Annotated in this window: 19 protein-coding genes; all 19 read left to right on the top strand. The window is 74.1% G+C overall.

Annotated features, from left to right (window positions below):
• Positions 1-3: 3 nt before the first annotated feature.
• The 19 genes from GA0070214_RS23410 (at position 4) to GA0070214_RS23320 (ending at position 20,571) form a co-directional block, all read left to right on the top strand.
• On the top strand, positions 4-2,208 hold the full coding sequence (locus tag GA0070214_RS23410; protein WP_091268079.1) for a peptidoglycan D,D-transpeptidase FtsI family protein: 2,205 nt from the start codon (positions 4-6) through the stop codon (positions 2,206-2,208).
• Between the two features lie 52 nt (positions 2,209-2,260).
• Positions 2,261-3,823, top strand: coding sequence for a UDP-N-acetylmuramoyl-L-alanyl-D-glutamate--2,6-diaminopimelate ligase (locus GA0070214_RS23405; protein WP_208602877.1), 1,563 nt, complete (start codon positions 2,261-2,263; stop codon positions 3,821-3,823).
• Positions 3,820-5,217 carry a UDP-N-acetylmuramoyl-tripeptide--D-alanyl-D-alanine ligase gene (locus GA0070214_RS23400; RefSeq protein ID WP_091268072.1) on the top strand — a complete coding sequence of 466 codons (1,398 nt, stop codon included), beginning with the start codon at positions 3,820-3,822 and terminating at the stop codon, positions 5,215-5,217. The genes GA0070214_RS23405 and GA0070214_RS23400 overlap by 4 nt, the downstream gene beginning before the upstream one ends.
• Entirely contained in the window at positions 5,214-6,338 is a 1,125-nt protein-coding gene (gene mraY / locus GA0070214_RS23395; RefSeq protein WP_091268070.1) for a phospho-N-acetylmuramoyl-pentapeptide-transferase, read from the top strand. Before GA0070214_RS23400 ends, mraY begins: the two co-directional genes overlap by 4 nt.
• 214 nt (positions 6,339-6,552) lie before the next feature.
• The gene (locus GA0070214_RS23390) at positions 6,553-7,995 is read left to right on the top strand and encodes an FtsW/RodA/SpoVE family cell cycle protein (protein ID WP_244167826.1); all 1,443 of its coding nucleotides are present in this window, start codon (positions 6,553-6,555) and stop codon (positions 7,993-7,995) included.
• Positions 7,995-9,101, top strand: coding sequence for an undecaprenyldiphospho-muramoylpentapeptide beta-N-acetylglucosaminyltransferase (gene murG, locus GA0070214_RS23385; RefSeq protein ID WP_091268064.1), 1,107 nt, complete (start codon positions 7,995-7,997; stop codon positions 9,099-9,101). The genes GA0070214_RS23390 and murG overlap by 1 nt, the downstream gene beginning before the upstream one ends.
• A 31-nt stretch (positions 9,102-9,132) precedes the next feature.
• Positions 9,133-10,614, top strand: a complete 1,482-nt coding sequence (murC, locus tag GA0070214_RS23380) for a UDP-N-acetylmuramate--L-alanine ligase (protein WP_091268062.1) — start codon at positions 9,133-9,135, stop codon at positions 10,612-10,614.
• The gene (locus GA0070214_RS23375) at positions 10,611-11,429 is read left to right on the top strand and encodes a cell division protein FtsQ/DivIB (RefSeq protein WP_091268059.1); all 819 of its coding nucleotides are present in this window, start codon (positions 10,611-10,613) and stop codon (positions 11,427-11,429) included. Before murC ends, GA0070214_RS23375 begins: the two co-directional genes overlap by 4 nt.
• A 238-nt stretch (positions 11,430-11,667) precedes the next feature.
• Entirely contained in the window at positions 11,668-12,783 is a 1,116-nt protein-coding gene (gene ftsZ, locus GA0070214_RS23370) for a cell division protein FtsZ (RefSeq protein ID WP_091268056.1), read from the top strand.
• A 9-nt stretch (positions 12,784-12,792) separates the two neighbouring features.
• Positions 12,793-13,539 carry a YggS family pyridoxal phosphate-dependent enzyme gene (locus GA0070214_RS23365; RefSeq protein ID WP_091268054.1) on the top strand — a complete coding sequence of 249 codons (747 nt, stop codon included), beginning with the start codon at positions 12,793-12,795 and terminating at the stop codon, positions 13,537-13,539.
• A 194-nt stretch (positions 13,540-13,733) separates the two neighbouring features.
• Positions 13,734-14,429: a cell division protein SepF gene (locus GA0070214_RS23360; RefSeq protein ID WP_091268052.1), complete on the top strand. Its 696-nt coding sequence runs from the start codon at positions 13,734-13,736 to the stop codon at positions 14,427-14,429.
• Positions 14,430-14,457: 28 nt separating this feature from the next.
• A complete protein-coding gene (locus GA0070214_RS23355; protein ID WP_091268049.1) occupies positions 14,458-14,763 on the top strand; it encodes a YggT family protein in 306 nt (101 codons plus the stop codon).
• Positions 14,764-14,804: 41 nt separating this feature from the next.
• Complete coding sequence (locus GA0070214_RS23350) at positions 14,805-15,611, top strand: DivIVA domain-containing protein (RefSeq protein ID WP_091268047.1); 807 nt, start codon at positions 14,805-14,807, stop codon at positions 15,609-15,611.
• Between the two features lie 76 nt (positions 15,612-15,687).
• Entirely contained in the window at positions 15,688-16,479 is a 792-nt protein-coding gene (locus GA0070214_RS23345; RefSeq protein ID WP_091268046.1) for a hypothetical protein, read from the top strand.
• Between the two features lie 11 nt (positions 16,480-16,490).
• Complete coding sequence (locus tag GA0070214_RS23340) at positions 16,491-16,790, top strand: DUF167 domain-containing protein (protein WP_377463178.1); 300 nt, start codon at positions 16,491-16,493, stop codon at positions 16,788-16,790.
• Between the two features lie 22 nt (positions 16,791-16,812).
• Positions 16,813-18,318: a potassium/proton antiporter gene (locus GA0070214_RS23335; RefSeq protein ID WP_091268043.1), complete on the top strand. Its 1,506-nt coding sequence runs from the start codon at positions 16,813-16,815 to the stop codon at positions 18,316-18,318.
• A 222-nt stretch (positions 18,319-18,540) separates the two neighbouring features.
• A complete protein-coding gene (locus GA0070214_RS23330) occupies positions 18,541-18,960 on the top strand; it encodes a TraR/DksA family transcriptional regulator (protein WP_091268039.1) in 420 nt (139 codons plus the stop codon).
• Between the two features lie 67 nt (positions 18,961-19,027).
• Positions 19,028-19,630, top strand: coding sequence for a signal peptidase II (lspA, locus tag GA0070214_RS23325; protein ID WP_091268404.1), 603 nt, complete (start codon positions 19,028-19,030; stop codon positions 19,628-19,630).
• A complete protein-coding gene (locus tag GA0070214_RS23320; RefSeq protein ID WP_091268036.1) occupies positions 19,627-20,571 on the top strand; it encodes an RluA family pseudouridine synthase in 945 nt (314 codons plus the stop codon). Before lspA ends, GA0070214_RS23320 begins: the two co-directional genes overlap by 4 nt.
• The last annotated feature ends 1 nt before the right edge of the window (position 20,572 follow it).

The raw sequence follows: 20,572 nt of genomic DNA, 5'->3' as shown, positions 1-20,572 counted from the left end.
GCAATGCCGCCGAGATCGGAGGATCCGCGCCGGGACGCCACGGGCTCCCGGCGCGGCTCGTCCCGGGGCGCGGAGCGCCGGGAGCCGGGCGTCGGCGGGATCTCCGACGCCCGGGCGTACACGCCGCGCGGTCGGACCATCCGGGAGGGCGGCGGCGCCGCCCGGACCGGTGGGAGCGCCGACCAGCGGCGTACCCCGCGCAGCAGCCGCTCCGGTGACCCGTTCCGCCCGGCCCTGCAGGTGCTCGACGGCGGCCGTACCGGTGCGACCCGCGCCGGCCGCCGGGAGACCGCGGCCGGTGGCCGGTCCGGCGTGGTGCGGACCGTCTCCGCCCGGCCGGTGCGCGAGCCGTTCGACGACGACGAGGCGCCGCCGCCCCGGCGCCGGCCCGGGCCGCGGCGCCCCGCGCGGCCGGCCGCCGCCCGGCGGCCGGTCCGCAAGCCGCGCCGCCCGCCGAAGCTCGCCGACCCGCGCCGCCGGCTGCGGCTCGGCACGCTGCTCGTGCTGGCGCTCTTCACCAGCATCGGCATCCGGCTGGTCTACCTCCAGACCGTCAGCACCCCGGCGTACGCCGACGGCGGGCTCGCCAACCGGCTCGCCGTGGTCGAGCTGCCGGCCCCGCGCGGCGCGATCTACGACCGCACCGGCGCCCCGCTGGCCCACAGCGTCGAGGCGCGGTACATCTTCGCCGACCCCACCCAGGTCAAGGACCCGGTCGCCACCGCCAGGCTGCTCTCCCCGCTGCTCGGGGTGCCCGCCTCCGAGCTGACCGGGAAGATGAAGCCCCGCAAGCTGCCCGGCGGCGGCTGGTCGCAGTTCGAGTACCTGGCCCGTGGCGTCGACATCGACCGGGCCAAGCAGATCATGGCGTTGGACCTGGCCGGCATCGGCGTGCACCGCGACGAGCGGCGCGAGGTGCCCGGCGGCGACCTGGCCGCCAACCTGCTCGGCTTCGTCAGCCAGGACATGAACGGCCTCGAGGGGCTGGAGGCGAAGTACGACGACGTCCTGGAGGGCAAGCCCGGCCGGAAGCGGTACGAGGTGGGGCAGGGCGACCTGGCGGCGCCGATCCCCGGCGGCTACAGCCAGACCACCCCGGCCCAGCCGGGCAGCTCGCTGGAGCTCACGATCGACCGCGACCTCCAGTTCAAGACCCAGCGGATCCTGTCCGACGCGATGGCCCAGACCCGGAACAGCGTCGGCGCCGCCGTGGTCATCGAGGTCGGCACCGGCGACGTGCTGGCCCAGGCGAGCTACCCCACCTACAACGCGGCCGACCCCGCCAAGGTCAACTCGCCGGCCGACCGCGAGGACGCCGCCACCAGTTTCGTCGTCGACCCGGGTTCGATCCACAAGGCGATCACCTACGGCGCCGCCCTCCAGGAGGGTGTGATCACGCCGGACACGACCTTGCCGGTGGCCAACAGCGTCACCAGGGGCGACGTGCCCTTCACGGACACCCACCCGGCCAACGGGCGGACCATGAGCATCCCGGGGATGCTCGCCTTCTCGTCCAACGTCGGCACCATCGAGATCGCCGACAAGCTCGGCCGGGATCGCCTGATCGACTACCAGAAGCGGTTCGGGCTGGGGCAGCCCACCGGCGAGGGCATGCCCGGGGAGGCCACCGGCCGGCTGCTCCCCGCGAGCGAGTGGAGCGACTCGTCGTACGGGTCGGTGCCGATCGGGCACAGCGTGGACGCCACCCCGTTGCAGATGGCCGCCGCGTACGCCGCCATCGCCAACGACGGCACGTACGTCCAGCCGCACCTGATCAGGAACGTGATCGGCCCGGACGGGAAGAAGAAGCCCGGTGCCGCCCCGGTCACCCGCTCGGTGCTCAGCCCGGCGAACGCGGCCGCGCTGCGCCGGATGCTGGAGGCGGTCACCACGGTCGACGGCCCGGACGGGCGGGCCACCGGCCTGCCCGCCGCGGTGCCCGGCTACCGGGTGGCCGGCAAGACCGGCACCGGCCTGCGCTACGAGAACGGCAAGCGCCAGCCCGGCGACGTCGCCTCGTTCATCGGGATGGCCCCGGCCGAGAAGCCGCGGTACGTGGTGGCGGTCTTCGTCTGGAGCCCGGGTGGCGAGGGTGGGGCGCTGGCCTCGCCGGCCTTCCGGGACATCATGTCCTTCACTCTCCGGCACTACCGGGTGCCGCCCTCGGCGACCAACAAGTCCCCGAAGTTCGAGGTCTTTCCGCACTGAGCCGGGAGGGCGGGACATCATCGGTGAGTGGCGACGAACCACCGGGGCGGCTGTGCGGTCGGAACCGGACGACCGGGTAGGGTCTGACGCCGTGCCCGGCAATCCACGACCCGCCACCGTGAATCCCGTCCGGCTCGGCGACCTCGCCGCCCGGCTGGCCGTCGCGCCGCCGGAGGGGGCCGCCGAGGTGGCCGTCACCGGCGTGACCCACGCGAGCCAGGAGGTCCGCCCCGGCGACCTGTACGCGGCCCTGCCCGGTGCCCGCCGGCACGGCGCGGAGTTCGCCGCCGCCGCGGCCGGGGCCGGCGCCGTGGCCCTGCTGACCGACCCGGCCGGCGTCGCGCTGGCCGCCGGGGCGGGCCTGCCCGTGCTGGTCGTCGACGATCCCCGGGCGGTGCTCGGCGAGGTCGCCGCCACCGTCTACGGCGACCCGACCGCGGGGCTGACCATGATCGGCGTGACCGGCACCGCCGGCAAGACCTCGACGAGCTACCTCATCGAGTCCGGGCTGCGCGCCGCCGGGCACACCACCGGCCTGATCGGCACGGTGGAGACCCGGCTCGGCGACCTGGTGATCGACAGCGTCCGGACCACCCCCGAGGCGACCGACCTGCACGCCATGCTCGCGGTGGCCCGCGAGCGCGGGGTGGACACCGTGGTCATGGAGGTGTCCAGCCACGCGCTGGCCATGGGCCGGGTCGGCGGGGTCCGGTTCGACGTCGGCGGCTACACCAACTTCGGCTCCGACCACCTGGACTTCCACGCCGACGAGGCGGACTACTTCGCCGCCAAGGCGAAGCTCTTCGACGGGCGCTGCCGGGTCGAGGTGCTCAACCACGACGACCCGGCGCTGCGGCCGCTGCTCAAGCCGGCGACCGTGACCTACTCGGCGGCCGGCGACCCGACCGCCACCTGGTGGGCCGACGGCGTCGGCGGCGAGGGCTACGCGCAGCACTTCACCGTGCACGGCCCGGACGGGGTGACCCTGCCCACCGGCGTGGCCCTGCCCGGCCGGCACAACGTGGCCAACGCGCTGCTGGCCGTCGCCACGCTCGTGGCCGCCGGGGTCGACCCGGCCACCGCGGCCCGCGGGGTGGCCGCCTGCGGCGGGGTGCCCGGCCGGCTGGAACTGGTCAGCGGGGACGCCCCGGTACGCGGGGTCGTCGACTACGCGCACAAGGCGAACGCCATCGAGGCGGTCCTCGTGGCGCTGCGCGACCTGACCGATGGCCGGCTGATCTGTGTCCTCGGCGCCGGCGGCGACCGGGACCGGGGCAAGCGGCCGGTGATGGGCGCCACCGCCGCCCGGGGCGCCGACGTGGTGCTGGTGACCGACGACAACCCGCGCACCGAGGACCCGGCCGCGATCCGGGCCGAGGTGCTGGCCGGCGCGTACGCGGCGGGCACCGGCGCGCGGATCATCGAGGCGCCCGGCCGGCGGGCCGCCATCGAGGAGGCGGTCCGGGTGGCCGAACCGGGGGACATCGTGGCGCTGCTGGGCAAGGGGCAGGAACGCGGCCAGGAGATCAACGGCGAGGTGCTGCCGTTCGACGACCGGGTCGAGCTGGCGGAGGCGCTGCGCGCCCGCTTCGGCGACCTGGTGGGCCAGCGATGATCCCGCTGACCCTGGCCGAGGTGGCCGCCGCGGTCGACGGCCGCCTCGTCGCCGCCGACCCGGACGCCCGGGTGACCGGCTCGGTGGAGTTCGACTCCCGCAAGGTCACCCCCGGCGGCCTCTTCGTCGCCTTCCCGGGCGAGAAGGTGGACGGGCACGACTACGCGGCCGGCGCGGTCGACTCGGGCGCGGTGGCCGTGCTCGGCACCCGCGAGGTCCCCGGCGTGCCCATGGTGCTGGTCGGCGACGCGCTCGACGCGATGGGGCGGCTGGCCCGCGCGGTGGTCGACCGGCTGCCCGGGCTGACCGTCATCGGGTTGACCGGTTCCTCCGGCAAGACCACCACCAAGGACCTGATCGCCCAGCTCGCCGTCCGGCTCGGCCCGACCGTGGCGCCGCCCGGCTCGTTCAACAACGAGCTGGGGCACCCGTACACGGCGTTGCAGGCCGGTCCGGAGACCCGCTACCTCGTGATGGAGAAGGGCGCCCGCGGGGTGGGGCACGTCCGGTACCTGTGCGAGGTGGTGCCGCCGCGGATCTCCGTGGTGCTCAACGTCGGGGTGGCGCACATCGGCGAGTTCGGCTCGGTGGAGACCATCGCGCTGGCCAAGGGCGAGCTGGTCGAGGCGCTGCCCGCCGACGGGCTGGCCGTGCTCAACGCCGACGACCCGCGGGTCGACGCCATGGCGGCGCGCACCGCGGCCCGGGTGGTCCGCTACGGCGAGTCCGAGCGGGCCGACGTGCGCGCCGTCGACGTGACGCTGGACGGGCGGGGCCGCCCGTCGTACACCCTCGTCACGCCGGAGGGGAGCGCGCCGGTGCGGCTCGGGCTGACCGGCCGGCACCAGGTGTCCAACTCGCTGGCCGCCGCGGCGGTCGCCCGCGAGCTGGGCCTGCCGCCGGCCGACCTGGCGGTGGCCCTGGGCGAGCTGGGCCTGGTCTCCACCCGCCGGATGGACGTGTTCGAGCGCCCCGACGGGGTGACCGTGATCGACGACTCGTACAACGCCAACCCGGCTTCCACCGGCGTGGCACTGCGGGCACTGGCGAGCATGCGGGGTACGGGGCGTACCGTCGCGGTGCTCGGCTACATGGCCGAGTTGGGCGACTTCGAACGGGAGGGGCACCAGCAGGTCGGCCGCCTGGCGGCCGAGCTGGGAGTCGACCGGCTGCTCGTGGTGGGCGAGCCGGCGGCGCCGATCCACGAAGGCGCGACAGCGGTAAGCAACTGGGGAGGAGAGTCGGTGCTGCTCACCGATCAGGCGGCGGCCGTCGAGGTGCTGCGGAGCGAGCTACGTCCGGGTGACGTGGTGCTGGTGAAGGGCTCCCGGTACCGCACCTGGGAGGTGGCCGACGCGCTGCGCGCGGACGCCGGGAAGGGTTCGGCCGCATGAGGGCGGTGATCGTCGCCATCGGGGTCGCCTTCCTGATCTCGCTGTTCTGCACCCCGATCGCGATCAAGGTGTTCACCCGGCTCAAGGCCGGCCAGCCGATCCGGGCCGAGGGCCCGGCCATGCACCAGGGCAAGAAGGGCACGCCGACCATGGGCGGCGTGGTCTTCATCCTGGCCACGGTGATCGCGTACGTCGCCGGTCACCTGGCCCTGACCACCCTGCCGGACGCGCAGATCGCCCAGGTCGAGCCGACCATCACGGCGCTGGTGCTGCTGGGGCTCATGGTGTTCTCCGGTGCGGTCGGTTTCATCGACGACTTCCTGAAGGTCCGCAAGCGGCACAGCGGCGGCCTCAACAAGCGCGGGAAGCTCGCCGGCCAGATCCTGGTCGGCGCGATCTTCGGCGTGGTGGCGCTCTACTTCCCGAGCAGCATGACCGACGTCCGGGGCAACGCGACCAACACCGAGACCGTCGGCAGCACCATGCTGAGCTTCATCCGGGACATCCCGGCCCTGGAGATCGGCAAGATCGGCTCGGTGATCGTCATCATCCTGGTGGTGATGGCGGCGACCAACGGCGTGAACCTCACCGACGGTCTCGACGGCCTGGCCACCGGCGCCTCGGTGATGGTCCTCGCCGCGTACGCGCTGATCGCCTTCTGGCAGTACCGGCACTGGTGCGCCGACCCGAACTACACCGAGGCGTACTGCTACACCGTCCGGGACCCGCTGGAGATCGCGTTGATCGCGGGCGCGGCGGCCGGGGCCTGCGTCGGCTTCCTGTGGTGGAACACGTCGCCGGCCCGGATCTTCATGGGCGACACCGGCGCGCTGGGCCTGGGCGGCCTGATCGCCGGCATGGCCATGTCCACCCGGACCATCCTGCTGCTGCCGATCATCGGTGGCCTCTTCGTGATCATCACGATGTCCGTGGTGATCCAGATCATCTCGTTCCGCACCACCGGTAAGCGGGTGTTCCGGATGTCGCCGCTCCAGCACCACTTCGAGCTGGCCGGCTGGAGCGAGGTCAACATCGTGGTCCGGTTCTGGATCATCGCCGGCATCGGTGTGGCCATCGCGCTGGGCCTGTTCTACAGCGAGTTCCTCGCCGCGGTGAGCTGACCCGCTGCCCCTGCGTCACGGCGGGATCCCTGGGTGTTACCAGGGGTCCCGCCCTTTCGCGTTCCGACACGCCGACCGGGCGGTTGCGCCACGGGCGGGCGGGTCGAGCCGCCATGATGGGCGGGTGGGGGAGGCACGAGACACCGAGGGCGCGACCGACACGCAGGCCCGGCGACCGCCCGCGGCGACCCGCCCGGCCGATCCGCCGGGGCCGCTGCTCGGGCTGGACGCGGCCGGCGGGCTGGCCGCGCTGCGGGGCCTGCTGGCCCGGCCGCTGGCCTCCTACTACCTGCTGCTCTCCAGCGCCGGCCTGCTGCTGCTGATCGGCCTGACCATGGTCTTCTCGGCGACCAGCGTGAAGGACTACGCCGAGGAGGGGAACGCCACGGCGTCCCTGGTCAAGCAGACGATCTTCGCGGTGATCGGCGTCGTGGCGTTCTGGGCCTGCCAGCGGCTGCCCGCGAAGACGTTCCGGGCCGGCAGCCGCCCCGCGCTCGGCCTCGCGGTCGTGCTGCTGCTCCTGCTCAACCTGCTGGTCGCCCTGGAGGCCCTGCTCCGGGTGAAGTCCATCGGCCCGCTCAAGGCCGAGCTGCTCTGGCTCTACCTCGGCCCGATCTCGGTGCAGCCGGTCGAGGTGGCCAAGTTCGCGCTCGTGCTGTGGGGCGCGCACGTGCTGGTCCGCAAGGGCGCCGCGCTCGGCTGGTGGCGGGAGCTGGCCACCCCGCTGTTCCCCGTGGTCGGCCTGCTCTTCGTGCTGGTCGGCTACAACGACCTCGGCAGCATGCTCTGCCTGCTGGCCCTCGTGGTCGGCCTGCTCTGGGCGGCCGGCGTGCGGAAGCGGGTCTTCGCCACGCTCTCCGCGATCGGCCTCGCCGGCATCGGCCTGCTGGTCGCCGCCGCGTCGCTCGGCGCCGGCTCCGGGTCCCGCGACGCCGACAACTACCGGCTGGGCCGGCTCACCATGTGGCTCGACCCGCCCGATCCGAAGACCTGCTTCGAGCTGGCGCTGGAGAACTGCTACCAGCCCATCCAGGCGCGCTACGCCATCGAGCACGGCGGCTGGTTCGGCGTCGGGCTGGGCAAGAGCAGCTTCAAGTTCGGCTGGCTCCCCGAGGCGCACAACGACTTCATCTTCGCGGTGATCGCTGAGGAGCTGGGGGTGGTCGGCTGCACGGTGGTGCTCGTGCTCTTCGCCGTGCTGGCCTACACCGGGCTGCGGATCGCCCGCCGGGTGGAGGACCCGTTCCGCCGGCTCGCCGCCGCCGGGGTCACCGCCTGGCTGGTCGGCCAGGCCGTCATCAACATCGGCGGGGTCACCGGGCTGCTGCCGCTCACCGGCGTACCCCTGCCGTTCATCTCCGACGGCGGCAGCGCCCTCGTGGTGACCCTGGCCGCGGTCGGGATGCTCGCCTCCTTCGCCCGCGCCGAGCCCGACGCGGCCCGGGCCCTGCATGCCCGTCCGCCGGCCCGGTGGGTCCGACTAGTGTGGGCCCCGTTGCCGCCGCTTCCCGGCCGGCGCCGCCGACCGGCGTCGCCACCGGCGGACCGAGGGTCCGTGCCCCGGTCCCGCCAGCGGCGGCAGGACGACCAGGCCGCGGCCCGCGGCGTCCGGTCCGACCGGGCACGCGCCGGCACGGCGAGCGAGAGGAGACGCTGATGGGTCCGCTGCGTTCGGTGGTGCTCTGCGGAGGCGGCACGGGTGGACACATCTACCCGTTGCTCGCCTTCGCCGACTGCCTGCGCCGACACGACCCGAGCGTCCGGATCACCTGCCTCGGCACACCGAAGGGGCTGGAGAACGAGCTGATCCCGCCGGCCGGCTACGACCTGCGCCAGATCCCGGCCTACCAGCTGCCCCGCTCGGTCAACATGAGCCTCGTGCGCACCCCGGACCGGATGTGGAAGGCCGCCCGCGCCGCGGGCAAGATCCTCGACGAGGTACGCGCCGACGTCGTGATCGGCTTCGGCGGGTACGTGTCGGTCCCCGGCTACCTGGCCGCGTGGCGGCGCGAGCTGCCCATCGTCATCCACGAGGTGAACGTGCCGCCGGGCGTGGCCAACCGGCTCGGCATGAAGTTCACCAAGAACGTGGCGGTCGGCTTCCCGCACCAGCCGGCGCAGGCCGAGTCGCTGCGCGACGCCCGGGTGGTCGGGGTGCCGCTGCGCCGGGGCATCGCCGGGCTGGACCGGGCCGCCGTGCGCAACGCCGCCCGAGCCCACTTCGGCCTCCGCCCCGACCTGCCGGTGCTCTTCGTGGCCGGCGGCTCGCAGGGCGCCCGCTCGATCAACCTGGCGGTCTCCGGCGCGGCCAAGGAACTGGCCCGCAACGGCGTGCAGGTGCTGCACGTGATCGGCGCCCGCAACGAGCCGGTCTCGGTCCCCACCGACCTGCCGGTGCCGTACGTGACCCTGCCCTACCTGTCCGAGATGGAGCTGGGCTACGCGGCCGCCGACCTGATGCTGGGCCGCGGCGGCGCCATGACCTGCGCCGAGGTGGCCGCCATCGGCCTGCCCACCATCTACGTGCCGTACCCGCACAGCAACCAGGAGCAGAAGCGCAACGCGCTGCCCGTGGTGGAGGCGGGCGGGGGGCTGCTCGTCGACGACGCCGAGGTGACCCCGGCCTGGGTGGAGCGCACGGTGATCCCGCTGATCCGGGACCCGCAGCGGCTCGCCGCGATGGGTGCCGCCGCGGCCGCGTACGGCCGCCGCGACGGCGACGTGGCCCTGCTGAACTTCGTCTACGAGGCGGTGAGCCGCTGATGGCGGCCGCCGCGACCGGAAGGTACGTCGCATGAACACCGCGCAGTTCACCCCCGCCGGCACGATGACCGCGGAGGACCTGGGCCGGATCCATCTCATCGGGGTGGGCGGCGTCGGCATGAGCGGCCTGGCCCGGCTCTTCCTCACCCGGGGCCTGCCGGTCTCCGGCAGCGAGCTGCGGGAGTGGCCGTCCCTCGCCGGCCTGCGGGCGCTCGGCGGCACCATCCACATGAGCCACGAGGCGGCCAACCTCGACGGCGTGGACACGGTCGTCTACTCGTCGGCCATCCCGCAGGACCACCTGGAGATGGTCGAGGCGCGCCGGCGCGGCCTGCGGGTGCTGCACCGCTCCGAGGCCCTCGCGGCCGCCATGACCGGCCGTCGCACCGTGGCCGTCGCGGGCACCCACGGCAAGACCACCACCACCTCGATGGTCACCATGGTGCTCCAGCAGGCCGGCGCCGACCCGTCCTTCGTGATCGGCGGCGAGATCTCCGAGGTCGGCTCCGGCGCCCACCACGGCACGGGCGAGCACTTCGTGGTCGAGGCGGACGAGAGCGACCGCTCGTTCCTCATCTACCGCCCGTACGTGTCGATCATCACGAACATCGAGGCCGACCACCTCAACACCTACGGCGACCTGGCCAACCTGGAGGCGACCTTCGCCGAGTTCGCCCGGCTCACCGATCCCGAGGGCTTCATCGTCACCTGCGCCGACGACCCGGGCGGGCGCCGGCTGGCCAAGACGCTGCGGGCCGAGGGGCGCCGGGTCTGGACGTACGGCGAGTCCGCCGACGCCGACCTGAGGCTCAGCGGGATGGCTTCCTCCGCGCAGGGGGTGCGCTACCTGGCCGAGATCGAGGGCCGGTCGCTGGGCGAGATCCGGCTCCCGGTGCCGGGGCGGCACATGGGGCTCAACAGCGCCTCCGCGGTGCTCGCCGCGTACCTGCTGGAGCTGCCGATCACGGCGGCGGAGGCCGCGCTCGGCGCGTTCCCCGGCGTGCGGCGGCGCTTCGAGCGCAAGGGCGTCGCCGACGGCGTGCTGGTCTACGACGAGTACGCCTACCACCCGACCTCGATGACGCTGGCCCTGCAGACGCTGCGTGAGGTGGCCGGCGACGGCCGGCTCATCGTGGTCTTCCAGCCCTACCGGCTCTACCGCACGCGCGACCTCCAAGCGGAGATCGCCGCCGCGCTCGGCATCGCCGACGAGCTGGTGCTGCTGGAGGTCTTCGGCCCGGGCGAGCTGCGCCAGCCCGGCGAGGGCTCGGCCGCGCTGCTGTCGGTGGTGCCGCTGCCGCCCGACCGGAAGGTCTTCGTCGAGGCGTGGGACGACGTGCCGGCCGAGGTGGCCCGCCGGGCCCGGCCGGGCGACGTGGTGGTGACCATGGGCGCGCCGCCGATCTCGCTGATGGGCGACCAGCTGCTCGACGCCCTGCTGGCCCGGACCGGTGGCACCGCGGCGATCGGCACCGGCGTCGACCCGGACGGCGCGGCCGCCACGGCCGGATGAGCCCCGGCCCGGCCCGCGGCCGTACCCCTGGCCAGGACGGCGGGGCCGGCCGGCGCAACCCGGTCCGGCGGTGGCAGCTGGTCCGGGCCGGCGCCGATGCCGTACCCCCGTCCACCCGGCGCTTCATGGCCCGGGCGCGGCAGCGGCGGATGCGCGCCGCGCTGCCCTGGGCGGTCACCGTCGCCGTGCTGGCGATCGCCGGGCTGGTCGCCTGGACCGTGCTCGGCACCGGCCTGTTCGGCGTCCGGGAGGTGCGGGTGGTCGGCGCGACGCTGGTCACCCCGGTCGAGGTGCGCGACGCCGCGGCCGTGCCCGACGACGCCCCGCTGGCCCGGGTGGACCTGGCCGCGACCGCCCGCCGGGTCGGCGTGCTCGCCCCGGTGGAGCGGGCCACGGTGGAGCGGGACTGGCCGGGCGCCCTGGTGATCCGGGTGGTGGAGCGCAGCCCGGCGGCCGCCGTGCCGCAGGGCGAGCGCTGGGCGGTCGTCGACCGCGCCGGCGTGGTCTTCCAGACCCTGGACCAGGCCCCTGCCGGGCTGCCGGTCGTCCGGGTCGGCCGGCCGGCCCCCGACGACCCCGGCACCCGGGCCGGGCTGGACGTGCTCGCCGCGCTCAGCCCGAAGCTGCGGGCCGAGCTGGTCGCGGTGGACGTGGCCGGGCTGGCCCGGATCACCCTGCTGCTGCGCGACGACCGGAGGGTGGTCTGGGGCGACGCGACCCGCAGCCCGGACAAGTCCAAGGTGGCCACCGCCCTGCTGGGTCGGAAGGCCGACACCATCGACGTCAGCGCACCGGACGTGGTCACCTTCCAGTGATCCGCCGGTGCGGCGACGTGAGCCGGCCCGCTCCCCGGGCGACACGCCGGAAAGGTCCTTGGCTCAGCGCGCGGCGGCGCATACGTTGCCCCGAAGAGATCAGTGGTTGACATCGCTCTAAGCCTCTAGTAGAGGGTGAGGGTTTCAGCCCTCGGAACAGCTGGGAAATGCTCCGCCGCTGGTCTGGCCAAGCCGTGTGGGGTCGGCCCATGCCAATCTCGAAGGGAAAGGACCGGAGATGACACCTCCGCACAACTACCTGGCGGTCATCAAGGTCGTCGGCATCGGGGGCGGCGGCGTGAACGCCGTCAACCGGATGATCGAGGTTGGGCTCAAGGGCGTCGAGTTCATCGCGATCAACACCGATGCGCAGGCGCTGCTGATGAGTGACGCCGACGTCAAGCTCGACGTCGGCCGGGAGTTGACCCGCGGCCTGGGCGCCGGCGCCAATCCCGACGTGGGCAAGAACGCCGCCGAGGACCACCGCGACGAGATCGAGGAGGTGCTCAAGGGCGCCGACATGGTCTTCGTGACCTGCGGCGAGGGCGGCGGCACCGGCACCGGCGGCGCGCCCGTGGTGGCCAACATCGCCCGCAAGCTCGGCGCGCTCACCATCGGCGTGGTCACCCGGCCGTTCTCCTTCGAGGGCAAGCGCCGCCAGGTGCAGGCCGAGGCCGGCATCGAGGAGCTGCGCAACCAGTGCGACACGCTCATCGTGATCCCGAACGACCGGCTGCTCGCGCTCGGTGACCGGAACATCTCCATGATGGACGCCTTCCGCACCGCGGACCAGGTGCTCCTCTCCGGTGTCCAGGGCATCACCGACCTGATCACGACGCCGGGTCTGATCAACCTGGACTTCGCCGACGTGAAGAGCGTGATGAGCGGCGCCGGCAGCGCGCTCATGGGCATCGGCAGCGCCCGCGGTGAGAACCGCGCCGTGGAGGCGGCCGAGGCGGCCATCTCCAGCCCGCTGCTGGAGCAGAGCATGGACGGCGCGCGGGGCGTGCTGCTCTCCATCGCCGGCGGTTCCGACCTGGGCCTGTTCGAGATCAACGACGCCGCCCAGCTGGTCACCGACGCGGCCCACCCGGACGCCAACATCATCTTCGGTGCGGTCATCGACGACGCGCTCGGCGACGAGGTGCGGGTGACCGTGATCGCGGCGGGCTTCGACGGGGGTGCGCCCGCTTACAAGGCGGTCGAGCCGTCCCGCAAGACCAACCAGAACCCGCCGACGCAGCCGAACGCACCGGTCAGCCCGCCGGCCACCATGCCGGCACCGCAGCAGTCGCCGCGCCGGGTGCTCTTCGACGACGTCGACGTGCCCGACTTCCTCAAGAACGGTTCCTGAGCCGCGCCGATGACCGACTCACCGACCACGGTGCGACCCGACCGTCGCGCCGAGCTCGCGGCCGGCCTCGCCCGGGTCCGGGCCCGCATCGCCGACGCCTGTGCGGCGGCCGGCCGGGACCGGGGCGAGGTCACGCTGGTCGCGGTGACGAAGACGTACCCGGCCGCCGACGTGGTCGCGCTGGCCGGGCTCGGGGTGACCGACGTGGGGGAGAACCGCGACCAGGAGGCGGCACCGAAGGCCGCCGAGGCGGCCGCCGCCGGTGCCGTGCCGCGCTGGCACTTCATCGGCCAGCTCCAGCGCAACAAGGCCCGCTCGGTGGTCCGCTATGCCGACGTGGTCCAGTCGGTCGACAGCGTGCGGCTGGCGACCGCTCTGGACGGCGCGGCGGCCGCCGCCCGGGACCGGCCGCTGGACGTGCTCGTGCAGGTGAGCGTCGACGGCGACCCGGCCCGCGGCGGGGCGCTGCCGGACGCGGCCGACCCGGACCGGGGCCTCGCCCCGGTGGCGGCGGCGGTGGCCGGGGCCGGCGGGTTGCGGCTCGCCGGCCTCATGGCGGTCGCCCCGCTGGGCTGGGAGCCCGAGCGGGCGTTCGCCCGGCTGGCCGAGGTGGCGGCGCGATTCCGCGTCGATCATCCCGGTGCGACGGTGCTCTCCGCGGGAATGAGCGGCGATCTGGAAATCGCGATCGGGTACGGCGCGACACATGTCCGCGTCGGTAGCGCGTTGCTCGGAATGCGCCCCACGCTGCGGTAGCCTGACCGCGAAAGAAGCAAATTACATCAGTGTTGTTCAGGAACGGCGTTCCCGTAGCCGGGGGCCGTGGCGAGCGGACCGCGAATCGCTCGCCAGGGGATTGCCGATCCGGTCCGATGGGCATCGTTGTCCACTCGTGATCAAGCGACACGGCACGGGGGCGCGTGCCGCACGGCGGACGGAAGGGCGCGGGGATGGGTGCACTGCGCAAGGCGGGGGTCTGGCTCGGTCTCGTCGAGGAGGACGATGAGCGGGCGTACGAGGACGGTGGCTACGACAAGGGTGGCTACCGCGAGTCGCGCTACCGGTCGAGCCGCTACGCGGAGGAGTTCGCCGACGACGAGGACGACGAGTCCGAGGAGCCGCCGGCGACCCGCGGGCGGACCGGCGACCGTGGCCGGCTGACCGAGCGCGCGTCGAGCCGCGCCGCCGAGGCCGACCGCGCCGAGGTGGAGCGGCCGGAGCGGACCGAGCGGTCCAGCGTCCGGTCGATCACCCGCTCCGGCGCGGGCGAGACCTCCGGCGCGCTGACCTACCACACGCGGGACAACCTCGCCCTGGCTCCGCAGGCCCAGCCGCGCGAGCGGGCCGTGGCGCCCGAGGACGAGCAGCGCTACCAGATCACCACGTTGCACCCGACCACCTACCGCGAGGCGCGCACCATCGGTGAGCACTTCCGCGACGGCGTGCCGGTGATCATCAACCTCACCGAGATGGACGAGGCGGACGCCCGCCGTCTGGTCGACTTCGCTGCCGGGCTCGCGTTCGGCCTGCGCGGTACGATCGAGCGCGTGACCAACCGGGTGTTCCTGCTCTCACCGGCCAACGTCCAGGTCACCGCGGAGGACAAGGCCAAGATCGCTGAGGGCGGCTTTTTCAGCCTGAGCTAGCCCGCACGACCGAGGGACGTCGCCTGCCGTGTTGTCGATCCTGTTCCAGGTGCTCTATCTGCTCCTGTATTTCTTCCTGCTTGTGCTGTTGGCCCGATTTGTCCTGGGGGCTGTTCTGGCCTATGGTCGCCGCTGGCAACCGGGCCGTGGAGCATCGGCGGGATTGGAAGTCGTGTGGAGCGTCACTGATCCGCCCCTGCGCGCGTTGAGGCGTGTGATCCCACCACTGCGAATTGGTACCGTGAGCATCGACCTGGCCTCCCTTGTGCTCCTGGTTATCCTGTTCGTGCTGATGGAGTTCGTGTTTAGGCGCCTGATCCTGGCCTTTGCCTGACCAGAGCGCTTTCGCGGCCGCAACTGACCCGAGGAGTTTCGATGCCGCTGACCCCGGCCGACGTCCACAACGTCGCCTTCAAAAAGCCGCCGATCGGCAAGCGGGGGTATGACGAGGAGGAGGTCGACGCCTTCCTGGACGAGGTCGAGCGCGAGCTTGCCCGTCTGATCGAGGAGAACAACGAGCTGCGCGCCCAGGTGGAGCGCGGCGGTCGGGGCGGGGCTCCCGCCGGCCCCGGCGGCGACGCCCGGCTCGCGGCGGAGCTCAACGACGTCAAGGCCCAGCTCGACCGGGTGCAGCGCGACAAGGCGGCCGCCGAGCAGGCGGCGCGGGCGATGCAGGCCGAGCTGGAGCAGGTCCGTGCCCAGGGTGGCCCGGCGGCCTCCGCCGCCGACGGCGAGCAGCAGGCGCTGCGAGTGCTCATGATGGCCCAGCGCACCGCCGACGACCACGTTTCCGACGCCCGGCGCGAGGCCGACCAGCTGCTCTCCGAGGCCCGTTCCAAGGCCGAGGAGGTCACCCGCGAGGCCCGCGCCAAGGCCGACGCCCTGGAGCGGGACGCCCGCCAGCGGCACCAGGAGGCCATGGGCGGCCTGGACGCCAAGCGCACGGCGCTGCAGAAGCACATCGAGGAGCTCAAGCAGTTCGAGCGCGAGTACCGCACCCGCCTCAAGGCCTACCTGGAGAGCCAGCTGCGTGACCTCGACGGTCGCGGCCAGGGCCTCGAGGTCGAGATGAACCGCTCCGAGGGCACCCGTGCCACCGGGGGCAGCAACGGCCTCGCCACCGCCGGCCTCGCCGGCTCCTACGGCGGGGGCCGCGCGGGCTCGCTCGAGTCCGGCCGCTGATCCCGCCGTCGGTGGCCGTCCCCGCGGCGGCCACCGACCGCACCGACGATCGACACGACGCGGCCGGGGGTGAGCCGTGATAGCAGCCAGCATCCCGCTCATCCTCGTCGCCGTCGTGCTCCTGGTCGCCGGGCTGGCCGGTGGGTCCAGCCCGCTGCTGATCACCTCGATCGCGGCCAGCCTCCTGGCTGCCGTCGCCCTCGTGGCGGGCACCCGACAGGCGGCCGCGGCCCGGGCAGCGGCGGGCCGGGAGACCGGGCCGCGCCGCCGGACCGCGCCGACCGGCCCGTCCCCGGACGAGCCGGAGATCCCGGTCCCGCACCACACGTCGACGGTCGGCACCGGTGGACCCGGGTGGCGGCAACCACCCGGTCCACCGGTGACCGACCCGTCCGACCCGCCGGCCGCGGCGTTCGACCCGCCGGCCGAGCCGTACCCGCCGGCCGAGCCCTATCCGCCGGCCGATTCCTATCCGCCGGCGGAGCCCTACTCGCCGGCCGCCGCGTTCGATCCGCCGGGCGAGCCCTACTCGCCGCCCGCCCCACGCGGCCCGTCCCGTGCCGAGGCGGCGTTCGACGGGTCGGCGCCCACCTCACCGGCGCCCACGTCACCGGCGCCCGGCGGCCCGTTCGAGGGCGAGCCGCCCGCCGAGTTCCTCACCGACGGGGAGGTCGCCCGGCTGGTCCGGCTCGACGGCGAGGTCCGCGTGGTCGACGGCCACCCCCGCTTCCACCTGCCCGGCTGCGCCCAACTGGTGGGCCGGGCCGACGAGCCGCTCCCGGTCGCCGAGGCGGTCGGGCTGGGCTTCACCCCGTGCGGTCGCTGCGCGCCGGCGACCACGCTGCTCGCCGAGGCCCGGCCGCGCTGATCATGGTGACCATGGACGACTCGCTCACCGTCGCCGTACGCGTCAAGCCCGGCGCCTCGCGGGCCCGCGTCGGCGGCCGGTTCGACGGGCCGCACGGGCCGGCACTGGTCGTCGCGGTGAACGCACCCGCGGTCGACGGCCGGGCCACCGAGGCGGCCCGCCGCGCCCTGGCCGACGCGCTCGGCGTGCGGCCGGCGGCGGTCTCCCTGCGGTCCGGCGCGGCCAGCCGGGACAAGCTCTTCCTGGTCGCGCACCCGGCACCGGGGCTGCCCGACGTGCTCCGGCGCCTCCGCGACGGATCGGCCGGGTGAGGACCCTCCGGACGGGCCGGGCATGACGCCGGGGCTCGATGTCGCGCTGCTGGTCGGCGCGGCCGTCCTGCTCGTGGCGGTGGGTGCCGTGCGGTTCTCCACCCGGCTCGGCGTCCCGAGTCTCCTCGCCTACCTGGCGCTCGGGGTGGCCATCGGCGAGGCCGGCCTGGGCATCCGCTTCGACGACGTCGAGCTGACCCGGGTGCTCGGCTTCTGCGCGCTCATCGTGATCATCGCGGAGGGCGGGCTGAGCGCCCGGTGGAGCACCCTGCGGCCGGTGCTCGGCCTGGCCGCGGCGCTCTCCACGGTCGGCGTGGCGGTCAGCATCCTGGTCGTCGGCGTGGTGGTGCACCTGCTGCTCGGCCTGGACTGGCGGCTGGCGCTGCTCTACGGCGCGGTGCTCTCCTCCACCGACGCGGCGGCCGTCTTCGCCACCCTGCGCCGGCTGCGCCTGCCGCCCCGGCTGGTGGCCACCCTGGAGGCCGAGTCCGGGATCAACGACGCCCCGGTCGTCATCCTCGTGCTGCTGCTGTCCCGCGCCGGGGTGGAGGCCGCCCACCCCTGGTGGTACGAGGTGCTCCTGGTCGGCTACGAGCTGGGCGTCGGCGCTGCGGTCGGGGTGGCTGCCGGGATCACCGGCCGGTACGTGCTGCGCCGGGCCGCCCTGCCGTCCGCCGGCCTCTACCCGATCGCGGTGGTCGGCTTCACGGTCCTGGCGTACGCGGCCGGCTCGGTGCTGCACGCCTCCGGCTTCCTCGCCGTCTACGTGGCCGGCGTGCTGCTCGGCAACGCCCGGCTGCCGCACCGGCAGGCCATCCTGGGTTTCGCCGACGGGCTGGCCTGGCTGGCCCAGATCGGCCTGTTCGTGCTGCTCGGCCTGCTGGTCTCGCCGAGCCGGCTGGACGCGGCGGTGCTGCCGGCGGTGGTCACCGGGCTGGCCCTGCTGCTGCTCGCCCGGCCGCTGTCGGTGGTGGTCTCCGCGCTGCCGTTCCGGTTCGGGTTGCGCGAGCAGCTGTTCCTCTCCTGGGCCGGGCTGCGCGGCGCGGTGCCGATCGTGCTGGCCACCATCCCGCTCTCGCTGCGGGTGCCGGGTGCCGACCGGCTCTTCGACGCGGTCTTCGTGCTGGTGGTGATCTTCACGCTGCTCCAGGCCGGGACCCTGGCGCCGGCGGCCCGCCGGCTCAAGGTGACCGCGCCGGCCGAGGCCGCGGAGATCCTGCTGGAGACGGCCCCGCTGGAGCGGATGCGGGCCGACCTGCTCCAGCTGGAGGTGCCGCCGGGCTCCCGGCTCGGCGGGGTGCACGTGGACGAGCTGCGGCTGCCGGTGGGCGCCTCGGTGACGCTGGTGCTGCGCGACGGCGTCGGTTTCGTGCCCGGCCCGGACACCCGGCTCAAGGTCGGGGACAGCCTGCTCATCGTGGCCACCGCGGAGGTGCGGGACGAGGCGGAGCGCCGGCTGCGGGCGGTGAGCCGCCGGGGTCGACTGGCCCGGTGGTTTGGCGAGTACGGCGAGGACCGGACCGGCTGATCTGCTAGCGTTCCCTTTGCCCCAATTGGTGGCTGTTCGGGGCTGAAACGCGGTGCGACGGTGCGGCACGTTGTCGGACGCCGATACGTTCCGTATTCTTGCCACCCTCCGGAGTGCGCGGCCTCGTTGCCGCGCGCCCGTTCTGTACTCGGGGGACGCCGACGCCGGCGATCCCCGCCCAGGCACGCTGACCGCCGCGGCACGCGGCTGAGGGAGCTGACGATGGCGAAGCCAGCCGACACCAGGACCGCCGGCCGCAAGCCGGTGGCGAAGGCCACCCGCAGCGCCGCGGAGACCGAGAAGATCCGGGCCGCCCTGGCGGCACGGCGGGACGAGCTCAACGCCGAGTACGATCAGACGCTGAGCGAGATCACCGAGCTGCAGCGCGACCGGCTGACCGACTCGGCCGGGGACGACCAGGCCGACACCGGCACCAAGACGTTCGAGCGCGAGCAGGAGATCTCACTCGCCAACAGCATCAAGGAACGGATCACGCAGGTCGAGCGCGCGCTGGAGCGGCTCGACGAGGGTGGCTACGGCTGGTGTGAGCGGTGCGGCAACCCGATCCCGGTGGAGCGGCTCGCCGCCTTCCCGTCGGCCACCCTCTGCGTGAGCTGCAAGCAGCTGGAGGAGCGGCGCTGACGTCCGTTCCCCGGCGGCCGAACGGCAGACGGTGACCGCCACCGTCGCGAGCGTCGATGGGGAGCAGATGACCGCAGCACCGCCCGCCGGGTCCGGCACCGCCCAGCCCGGCACCGGCACGCCCCGCCGCAAGGCGACCGGCCTGCTGCTCGGCGTGGCCCTGGCCTCGCTCGTCGCCGACCTGGTCACCAAGCAGCTCGCGCTGTCCGAGCTGACCGGGCGGGGGCCGGTGTCGCTGCTCGGCGGCGCCGTCTATCTCAGCCTGACCCGCAACAGCGGCGCCGCGTGGAGCATCGGCTCCGACCACACCTGGGTCTTCCCGCTGATCACCATCGGCGTGGTCGCCTGGATCGCCTGGATGGCACTGCGGCTGCGGTCGCTGCCCTGGGCCGTCTCGCTCGGGCTCGTCCTGGGCGGGGCGCTGGGCAACCTCACCGACCGGATCTTCCGGGCCCCCGGGCACTTCGTCGGCCACGTGGTCGACATGGTCAGCCTCTTCGACCCGTACGGGCAGGTCTGGCCGGTGTTCAACCTGGCCGACAGCTCGCTGGTGTGCGGCGTGCTGCTGGCCGTGTTCCTGGAGCTGACCGGCCGGCAGCGGGACGGCTCCCGGGCCACCACCGAGCGGTCCGGCGACGAGACCCCCGCCGGGCAGCGGGAGGTCGCGTGACCTCCGCCTTCGCCGCCGGCGGCGACCACCGCTCCCTGCCCGTCCCCGACGGGCTCGACGGCATGCGGCTGGACCAGGCCGTGTCGCGGCTCTTCGGGCTGTCCCGCACGGCCGCGGCGGCGCTGGTCGACGCCGGGGACGCGCTGGTCGACGGCACGGTCCGGCCCAACTCGCACAAGGTCAAGGCGGGCTCCTGGCTGGAGGTCACGCTGCCCGCGCCGGCCGCGCCGCCGACCGTGGTGCCGCAGGCCGTGCCCGGCCTCGACGTGGTCTACGCCGACGACGACATCGTGGTGGTGGACAAGCCGGTCGGGGTGGCGGCCCATCCCAGCCCGGGCTGGACCGGCCCCACCGTGATCGGCGGGCTGGCCGGCATCGGCCACCGCATCTCCACCAGCGGCGCGGCCGAGCGGCAGGGCGTGGTGCACCGGCTCGACGTGGGGACCACCGGGATCATGGTGGTGGCCAAGAGCGAGCAGGCGTACACCGCGTTGAAGCGGGCGTTCAAGTACCGCGAGGTCGAGAAGCGCTACCACGCCGTGGTGCAGGGCCACCCGGACCCGCTGCGCGGCACCATCGACGCACCGATCGACCGGCACCCGCACCACGACTACCGCTGGGCGGTGGTCTCCGGCGGCAAGCCGAGCATCACCCACTACGACACCCTCGAGGCGTTCCCCGCGGCCAGCCTGCTCGACGTGCGGCTGGAGACCGGGCGTACGCACCAGATCCGGGTGCACTTCTCGACGCTGCGGCACCCCTGCGTGGGCGACCTCACCTACGGCGCCGACCCGAGCCTGTCCGCCCGGCTCGGGCTGAGCCGGCAGTGGCTGCACGCCCGCTCGCTGAGCTTCGCGCACCCGCGCACGGGCGACGAGGTCACCTTCGTCAGCGAATACCCGGACGACCTCGCCCGGGCGCTGGAGATCCTCCGCGACTGAC

Source organism: Micromonospora chaiyaphumensis, assembly GCF_900091435.1.
Lineage (GTDB): Bacteria > Actinomycetota > Actinomycetes > Mycobacteriales > Micromonosporaceae > Micromonospora > Micromonospora chaiyaphumensis.
Note: the sequence above shows the minus strand (reverse complement) of the source record. Positions and strands in the feature narration are given on the sequence as shown.